Here is a 7,228-nt window from a genome sequence, read left to right as displayed (position 1 = left end):
TCACAACACTCAAGGACAACCTATCATCTATCTACTTAATTGTGAAAATAGAAAAACCTATCAAATAGCCTTGCAGGCAAATACAGATACTAATGGTAATATCATACAAGATAAGGCAGGTAATACTAGCTATAATGCTATCCTAAGCACAGAGCTAGACCTTGATATGAAAGCTACTACTAAGCTCATACTCTCTTGCCATGACTTAGTGGCACAAAACTACTCCACTTATGATATACACAAGATAACAGGTGTGGGCATAGTATCAGTAAATTATGACCTTAAGCAAAAAGCCAAAAAAGGCGAAAGCATTATTTATAAGAATGTCTTACAACTCAAGCAAACCACCACACTAGATGAAATGATAACTAACACAGATTCTATCCTCGAAGTAAGAATCAACAACACACAAAAGCCTTTAAAAATAGATACTACCCTAGAATGTGAAGCTATCTATTATGGGTATAACCTTATTCAATGGGCATATATGATACTCCCTACTAAAGAATATAATCCAAACAAGACAAAACTACAAAAAGATATAGATTATTATGAACTCCCAAGTGATACCTACAAAGGAAATATCATTTCATTTAATCCTAAAGAATATTTACAATCAAAAGACAATGCACAAGCACATCAATCATCAAATACACACATAAGCCAAACAAACAATACACAAGAAAGCATTACTACACCAAACTCTCAAAACGCAAATAACAACATAAGCAATACTACACAAACTAACACGAATACACAAATCACACAACAAACACATCAATCCACGCAATTAGCTAAACTGCTAAGTGGAGAATATACTCTTATACTCTTTGCCTACCAAAAGACACCAGCCTATCATACTACGCATTACATACAAGATGTTACAACAAATCAACGCCTAGCTAGACAAGCAATCACCCACACCAAGCTAGACTATAATCCTCCTTTGTCTCTTAGATTCAATGGCAAGGAATTACAGATACTAGAATGGGGAGAGGTAACTCATAGATTTAAAGCACAAAGTGGAATCTTAGAGAATACAGATAATAATTTAGCAAGCAACACACAAACAAACACTCAAGATTCTACAAACAATTATTCACAAAATAAAGATTGTATAGAATCTGGAATCTATTATGTGAAAAATATTCATTTACCAAAAGAAACTCGTTTTATTGATGGCTTTTTTACAAACTCTTGGAACTTAGGAGATAAATATTTTCAACTCTATCAAACCAAAGATTCCACAAAACCAATCAATGATGATTTTATCACTACTACTCATTACACAATTCACGGAGGAAGTAGCTATGGAGATATAAAAGGCGTAGATTTAGCAGCAGAATCTAAGCAATTCTTTAATGCAATGCAAGCTTTATATAAAAAATACAAGAATGAATTAGAATCTATGGGAAATGTGATTAAGTTGGAAGTGGGGTATGGCACAGGAGAAATGGTGCTAGAAGTAGTGAGGAAGTGGGAGTATAGCCCAAACAATGCAGATTTTCAATATTGGGCTACTATTAGTGAATTTAGCTTAAAGTTGGATGGTGAGATAGTAAAAGATTCAAAGAATCAAGAAATAAAGGGCTATATCATAGAACCAGCAGGAATGAATCCGGAAATCAACAAAACTGCTGAGGAGCAGCAAAAAACAGCGGGAGGAGACATAAGAATACCAGCAGGAGAATACGAGGTGTTTTGGAAAAAATCAGATATTAGCAAACCTGCTTTAATGATAGAAAATCCAAAAAATAAAGAAATATATTTAAATGATTTGCAAGACACAATAAGAAACTTAGACATGAATATAGAGCAGCTTTTTTGCAATGTCGTGGTTTGCAAACACAATAAAAATGATAGAAAAACTTTTGGAACGAAACATATTCATATTGTTCCTCAACTTAAACCAAAAAATACAAATACCACAATAATAGGCAAAAGTCGAGACGGGATTCTTATACACTATGGTGATACGGGAGAATGGAGCACAGGATGTCTTTTGCCAACAAATGAATTGAGATGGAAAAAAGAAAGATGGATAGCCAAAGATAGAGATAGCACAATTAATGCTATTGCAAGATTGTATATAGCTATCATTAAACACGATTCAGAAGCTTTTAAACATTATGCACTTGGTGCAAATAATTTTACAAAAAGCACAATCAAAAAATTTATTGTTAAAATCACAGAGCACGATAAGATCGAATCTTATCCGCCACTTAAGGAGAAATAATGCGTTTAATAATATTTGTATTTTGTATTGCTTATAGTATTGTTTATGCTAGCGGTAGTGTGCATTTTGCACATTTCCAAGATATGTTATCAAGCCAAACTTCATATAATAGCACACTTCAAAAAGATAAAGAAACGACCGACAAAATATACTACAAAGGGACAATAACATTAAGCGGAGTGTTAGAATGGCAAATGTATCGAGAGGAAGTAGATTTTTATTGGCGTTTAGTGTTTTTTCCTGATGTGCCAAGTGCCTTGCCTAGACTCTTTGAATATGATACGCAAGCGATTTTTATAAATGATGCACTCAAAAGAAACATTGAGTTTCAAAAAAATAGTTTTTTACAAATTTATAATGTTTTGCCAAACCAATTAAATCAAGCAGATGAGTATATTTTAGGTGGGATAGCAATACGCGCAACACTGACTTTGGAAAATTATTATATTGAAAAACATTTAGATAGTGAGGCTGATACAAGGTATTATGCAATTGCCAAAATAGATTCTACGCAAACATTAAATAATGTAAGAAAGTGGTATATTAACAAAAGCACCATTCCTAGCGAATATTTGCTCTTTCCCATTACCAAAGACTCTTATATCAATCTACGAGAATCTCCAAATGGTAAAATTCTAACACAGATTCAAAAAATGGATATGTTAGAATCCTGTCAGTTCCAAGACAATAAGGGCTTCATTTTAAATTTAGGGCAAGATTCTACCAATCCCAAATGGCTAAAAGTCGCCTATATCCCAAAAGAGACAAACGATACAAGCAAGGCAATCTATGGTGTAATACACGAAAGCCAAGTAAGTTTTGAGTGTGAGGAGTAAATGAGTTACTACCTACTCCCAAATGATATTTATAAGGGAAATATAATAACATTTAATCCTAAAGAATATTTACAACAAGCTCACAGCAATGCACTATCAAATCAACCAAACTCTAAAGATAATCCTCCCAACTACTCCCAACAACTCCAATACCTTACACAAGGAGATTATACTTTAGTTATCTTTGCCTACCAAAAGACACCGGCCTATAAAGTAAAGAATTATGCCACCCATACCAAACTAGACTATAATCCTCCTTTATCCCTTAGATTCAATGGTAAGGAATTAGAGATACTAGAATGGGGGGAAGTGAAAGAGTATTACAGAATCTACTCTAAAGACTATGATAGTATAGATACAAAAGATATGCCCAGATTACTTTCATCTTATTCTCTTGCCCCTGATGTTATAGACATAGAGAGGTATTATACATCTAGTCATTATAAAGACCAAGATATTATCGATTCTATGCAGCAAGATACTTCTTTACCTAAAGGAAACTATTATCTTTATACTAAAGATATAGAGCAATCTTTAAAGATTCAAACAGATTTCTATACAAGAGCTAGAGGATACAATGCCCTTAATATCTATACTTTAGATACAAACAATCAATACAAAATCTCATACTATAATAATCCATTAGACAATATCCCTTATCCCAAAGGCACTACCTTTCTTACAACTCCCAATACACCAATACCTACACATTATACAGATGAAAGAGTAAAGATATTTCTTAAGGGAAGTAAGACTTATAAAGACTTTATATTGAATCTAAAACAAAAGATAGATTCTATACAATCACAATATGAGATAGAGAGGGTAAGACTTGAGGTGGGGTATGAAAACACACCAAATTACTATGTAGATAGTGAGGGGTATATACAAGGGGCGGATTTTAGGTTACCAACAGATGGCAAGGGCAATGGTATCAAAACAAATTTAGCTAGCTTTATAGAACATGGGCAAATTGGCAAGATTGGAGCTATCATTTTACATAGAACTGTGAGCAAAAGTGCTCAAAGTAGCATAAATTGGTGGCAAAATCATGGAGCTAAGGGGACTGGCACTCATTTTTTGATTGACAAAGACGGCACAATCTATCAATGTGCGAGTTTGCATAAAACAACTTGGCATGTTGGGAAAAGAAAAAAGGGAATTACTATAACGAATAAAACAAGCATAGGCATTGAAGTGGTAGCTTGGTATGACAACAAAACTCAAAAATGGGATGAAGCCACGCAAGAGCAAAAAGTCGCATTACGAAAAACAATAAAAATACTCCTCAATCATTATAATCTTACTGAAAATGATATTTACGAACATGATAAAATAGCCGATAAAACAGCTGGTGAAGGTGCAAATCTTTACACAAAAGGAGTGCAGTAATGTCACAACGATACATTATACTTTTAATGTGTGCTTTCATGTATTTCTTGCAAGCAATGGATATAAACGAGCCTTTGGATATAAGTTTTAGGGACACAAACATTTATATTTTAGAGGTTACTTATCCTAAAAAATGTGAGATTGAAGATAAAACTTTCTTTGTTTTGAGTAAAGAAGTCATAGCTTCATATTTTCAAAATGCGGAATTATACGATAGTGAATCTCCTGTGGGAGTTAGGGATTATCCAAACTATCAATGCGAGATTACAGGAAAATTGTTAGTCAATAATGAGCATTATGATTTTAGACTTGATTATAGTGGTGTTGGATACATACATAATAACGCAACTGCGAATATCACAATTTGTAATCGCAAAAATTGCTATCCTTGTGCTGTTGCAGATGTGTATTATGATGCCTTAGAGAGCGATGATACAAAATGGCTAGAAAATTATAGAGCAGAATATTGTGTGAAAAAGTGAGTGATGTAGTTATAATTTTGACTACAAAAGATTCTATTAAGCCCTAGATTCTTTTAACAATAAAAAACATATTTTAAGGAAATGGCAATGAAAAATATTATTCTTGTGGCTTTGTTGAATCTTGGTGTGTTTGCTTATGGTGCAGCGTTTAGCTCCATAGAGGTTTTAGAAATACAAAAAGCAGAGTATCCCAAAGAATATATCCCATATAATGACTTACTGCCTTTTACGCAACAAGATGAAATACAATATTGTAATGCTGATAAATGGCAACTAAGCAAGAAGCAAATTATAGAATTTTTTGCAAATGCCATAGAGCTTAAAAATGGGGAATATCCTTTTATACCATCGTATTGTGGGCTTCATTGTGTGATAAAGGGCAAAATCAAATTAGATTCCACAATATTTGATTTTACATTTAATCTTGGTGGATTTGTCGAACTCACTTCAGATAAAGAGGTACGATATTTTGGGTGCAGTGAAGGAAACTATATTTTTGAAGGAGCTATTGGAGAGGGAGAAGCGATAAAAAAGCAAACCTCTACTTGTAGTGCTTTTGAAAGTGGGTTGTATGATTGTGGGGCGTTGTAGTTTATGAGTGGCATTGCTTCACACAATAATACAAAAGATTCTCTATCACAGAATCAAACTAATCAAGATTCCACTACACAACACAACACAGACTCACTTATACTAAATCCAAATAACGCACAAGAATACTTTGAGTATTCTAAACAAAGACAACAGCAAAAAGACAGAGGAGCAATACCTGAAGGGACTCAAGAGAATCTAAAAACACTCCAAGCCTCAAAAGAATATCTTGCTTTATTACACATACAATATTGTGGTGATAGCAAGCAAGTATTTGGCAAAGGCTTTAAAGAAGCACTCAAAGAGCAATCCCGCCTTAAGCTTTGGTATGAGATACGCTATAATAGTGGAAGCACAAAAAACAAAGACATAGCCCTAAGACGCTTTAAGCAATCTAATCTCTTTGGGCTTTATGAAAATAATGATATTAACAATATAATACTCCAACCTCTTTATGATAGCACACCTCTTACAAACAATCTCAATCAGTACAAAGTTAGCCTTAATGAAGCTATAACATTCTTTACATTTTTAAACATTGCAAAACACCCGCAATCTCATACATACTATACTAGCATTATAAGCTTAGAAGCAGCAATAAAGAAGTATTTTACTAATAATGACTTCCCACAATCTCAAAGCCTAGATTCAATCACACAAGCCTTTTTACACACAATGAAGCAATATTATATACAAGAGCATAATCCAAGCCTTAGCATAGGAAGCATTTATATCATACAAAAGTCTAAAAATAAACCAAATGTGATAGATAATATCGCTACAATCAATAAAAGAATGTGGCAAAACAATGCCTCTACCTTTTTTGTCTTTTATCCCGAGCATATTGCAGATATAGCATTGCAAATAAGACAAAAGCCCAATTCTATGCTCTATCTTATTGTATGCAAAGACACAAAGATTGATTGTGCTTACTTAGAAAGTAATTCAAGGCTCTATATGAGTGATTTTAAGGATTCACAAAGCACCAATTATTATCTAGGCACAGAGACACAATACAATACACAATCTACACAAGAAAATACATATCTTGAGCTAGAACCAAATGGCAACGACATAGCCGATACACAACAAGAGTATATCTTTAAAAATGCAGAGCCTATACTCACTATAAACAAACACCAAAGCAATATCTTACTATATAACATAGGCTTTGCCAAACAAGGTAATAGTATTTCTAACGAAATAAGCAAAGATACAAAAGTCAATAAACTTGGCATAGCCCTAAGGCTAAAAGACAACAAAGCGCATTCTACCGATTGCTCTAAGGAGGGTAATTTCACACTCCATATTAATGAACTCTATATCTACTGCTCCACCCAGCACTCCTCTATCCACAACACTCACACCACACAGAATCAATCACGAGATTCTATACAAGATTCTCACAACACTCAAGGACAACCTATCATCTATCTACTTAATTGTGAAAATAGAAAAACCTATCAAATAGCCTTGCAGGCAAATACAGATACTAATGGTAATATCATACAAGATAAGGCAGGTAATACTAGCTATAATGCTATCCTAAGCACAGAGCTAGACCTTGATATGAAAGCTACTACTAAGCTCATACTCTCTTGCCATGACTTAGTGGCACAAAACTACTCCACTTATGATATACACAAGATAACAGGTGTGGGCATAGTATCAGTAAATTATGACCTTAAGCA

General features: G+C 33.7%; 5 protein-coding genes and 1 pseudogene. All 6 read left to right on the top strand.

What is annotated here, in order from left to right; all coding sequences use genetic code 11:
• The coding region (locus B9T66_RS09300; protein WP_257874682.1) for a hypothetical protein at nt 1–2,236 on the top strand (2,236 nt) is incomplete at its 5' end.
• Entirely contained in the window at nt 2,236–3,072 is an 837-nt protein-coding gene (locus B9T66_RS08560) for a hypothetical protein (protein WP_095628543.1), read from the top strand. The genes B9T66_RS09300 and B9T66_RS08560, both read left to right, overlap by 1 nt.
• The gene (locus tag B9T66_RS09295; RefSeq protein WP_095628542.1) at nt 3,073–4,464 is read left to right on the top strand and encodes an N-acetylmuramoyl-L-alanine amidase; all 1,392 of its coding nucleotides are present in this window, start codon (nt 3,073–3,075) and stop codon (nt 4,462–4,464) included. It begins immediately after the preceding gene.
• The gene (locus B9T66_RS08550) at nt 4,464–4,946 is read left to right on the top strand and encodes a hypothetical protein (RefSeq protein ID WP_095628541.1); all 483 of its coding nucleotides are present in this window, start codon (nt 4,464–4,466) and stop codon (nt 4,944–4,946) included. Before B9T66_RS09295 ends, B9T66_RS08550 begins: the two co-directional genes overlap by 1 nt.
• An 87-nt stretch (nt 4,947–5,033) precedes the next feature.
• On the top strand, nt 5,034–5,537 hold the full coding sequence (locus B9T66_RS08545; protein ID WP_095628540.1) for a hypothetical protein: 504 nt from the start codon (nt 5,034–5,036) through the stop codon (nt 5,535–5,537).
• Nucleotides 5,538–5,540: 3 nt separating this feature from the next.
• Nucleotides 5,541–7,228 (top strand): annotated as a pseudogene (locus B9T66_RS08540) (hypothetical protein); the annotation flags it as partial.

Source organism: Helicobacter sp. TUL (assembly GCF_002287135.1).
Classification (GTDB): Bacteria; Campylobacterota; Campylobacteria; order Campylobacterales; family Helicobacteraceae; genus Helicobacter_F.
The sequence above is the reverse complement of the archived record's forward strand: the minus strand, read 5'-3'. Positions and strand labels throughout refer to the sequence as shown.

Bases quoted from the DNA above. Each gene is read 5' to 3' on its own strand.
- B9T66_RS09295 (WP_095628542.1), top strand. From the start codon at position 3,073: ATGAGTTACTACCTACTCCCAAATGATATTTATAAGGGAAATATAATA.
- B9T66_RS08545 (WP_095628540.1), top strand. From the start codon at position 5,034: ATGAAAAATATTATTCTTGTGGCTTTGTTGAATCTTGGTGTGTTTGCT.
- B9T66_RS08560 (WP_095628543.1), top strand. From the start codon at position 2,236: ATGCGTTTAATAATATTTGTATTTTGTATTGCTTATAGTATTGTTTAT.
- B9T66_RS08550 (WP_095628541.1), top strand. From the start codon at position 4,464: ATGTCACAACGATACATTATACTTTTAATGTGTGCTTTCATGTATTTC.